Origin of the sequence: Aquimarina aggregata, assembly GCF_001632745.1 — a bacterium.
Taxonomy (GTDB): Bacteria; Bacteroidota; Bacteroidia; order Flavobacteriales; family Flavobacteriaceae; genus Aquimarina; species Aquimarina aggregata.
In genome coordinates this window covers 1-1,840 of sequence record NZ_LQRT01000059.1, presented here as the reverse complement: position 1 = coordinate 1,840, position 1,840 = coordinate 1, and the positions used below count along the sequence as shown (strand labels likewise).

Genomic DNA, 1,840 nt, shown 5'->3' with positions numbered 1-1,840 from the left:
CCAAGTAGAGAGATAGATGACCGAGAAGAACGTTCTTATTTTTTGCTTTGTAGCAGGTAACCGTGTAAAAAAAAGGTACACCTTTTAATTTTTTACGTAACTGATTATACTGGTAATTACATCTATAAGAATGGAAATCTTGAGTTCTTTAACCACTCAGAAGGGTATGTAGAGAAAGAAGCTGATGGGTATAAGTATACATATCAGTACAAAGATCATTTAGGAAATATTAGATTATCGTATAAAGATGCTAATGGTAATGGCTCTATAAGTACTTCTGAGATTGTACAAGAGAAGAATTATTATCCATTTGGACTACAAAACAAAGGATACAATGACACTTATAGAGGCCGAAATCATCAGTATGGATTTAATGGAATAGAAGAAGAAAAAGCTTTAGGACTTGATCTTTATGAGATGCCATTACGTCAATATGACCCTGCAATTGCTCGTTGGACTTCTATTGATCCTATAGATCATGTTTCAAATTCTACGTACAATGGATTTGATAATAACCCTGTATTCTGGGCTGATCCTAGTGGAGCTGAAGTTGAAGAAATAGATGGAGGAGTAAGTTATACAGGAGAGCAAGCTAAAGCGGCTTTAAGTGCATTTAAAAGACAATATCTAGGAGATAGTAATAGAGAAAGCAGTGATAATAATAGTAATGAATCTGATGATGGCGACAAACCTATTGATAAAAACTATACTGGAAAAATTCAAACGGCTCCGTCCACACCTTTAACTGATAAAAATGGAGTTCCAAATACAAATGCCTATAATTGCCATTCATTTGCCTGGTGTAATTCATTAGGTGATCCAAAAGATCCTGCTAACCAAAATTTAGTTCGACATGGAATAACACGTTGGGATAACGACCCTAGAAATAATACAGGAGGTTATACTCCTCTTCAATTCAATGATGCTAATCAAAAAGGAGATAGACTTATTTATTATGGTTGGAATAGTAAATCCGGTCAAGTTGAACCAACACATTCTGCAGTAGTATCCAAGGTTGATAAGCAAGGAAATACTATTGAAGTTGAAAGTAAGTGGGGGCAAGCTCCAAGGTATAAACATCATCCGAGAGATGTTCCTTCAAGTTATGGAGCAGCTACACCTACTTTTGTTGCACCCGACGGTAAAACTTATGCAAGTAGAATTTATTTTAGAAAAAACCCATAAAAATTTATAAAAATGAAAAACTTATTTATTATATTAATTATGCTTATTTCCTCAAGTTGTTCTAATAAATATGATACAATTTTGAAGGGTCTAACAAAGAATTACGTACTACTAAACAATGAAATTGAAAAGGATTTATATTTAGAATACTTTAATTTGACAGAAGAACAAAATTTAAGTGATCAAGAAGAATATAAGAGAGCACTAAGAAATTTTTATAATGCAGATAAGGATATTTTAAACTATTTATTATCATATGAGAAAGATACCTCTCAAATTTGCAAATGGATAAAGACCAAAAACCCGTATTCGTCAAGTATAAATGAAATTGATTTATTAACGAATGCTAAAGGAGCAATGATATTATTTGATAATTATCTTGTAAATTCTGTTGATATAAAAATTCCAGTATATTTAAATAATTTATCGTATAAAAAATTGAAATTATTTTATTCAGAAAACAAAGGATTGACTAAAGATAAGTTGAAGAAAAAGTACGTAGAATTAATTAAAGAATAGATTTAATATAGATACCAGTATTCTATGATTAAATCAAGTAAAATTTAGATTTTTTTTAAGCGACAAATTTCATTGTATTTACATATGGAGTTTGTCGTTTTATTGTTGCAAATATTCTAGCTAATAGCTTGTTCCT

General features: G+C 30.7%; 2 protein-coding genes. Both read left to right on the top strand.

Annotated features, from left to right (window positions below; genetic code table 11):
- Nucleotides 1-87 precede the first annotated feature (87 nt).
- Complete coding sequence (locus tag AWE51_RS24725; protein WP_082832614.1) at nucleotides 88-1,185, top strand: RHS repeat protein; 1,098 nt, start codon at nucleotides 88-90, stop codon at nucleotides 1,183-1,185.
- Between the two features lie 12 nt (nucleotides 1,186-1,197).
- On the top strand, nucleotides 1,198-1,704 hold the full coding sequence (locus AWE51_RS24720) for a hypothetical protein (RefSeq protein ID WP_066319733.1): 507 nt from the start codon (nucleotides 1,198-1,200) through the stop codon (nucleotides 1,702-1,704).
- Nucleotides 1,705-1,840 lie beyond the last annotated feature (136 nt).

Coding starts and splice junctions, on each gene's coding strand:
- AWE51_RS24720 (WP_066319733.1), top strand. CDS start 1,198: ATGAAAAACTTATTTATTATATTAATTATGCTTATTTCCTCAAGTTGT.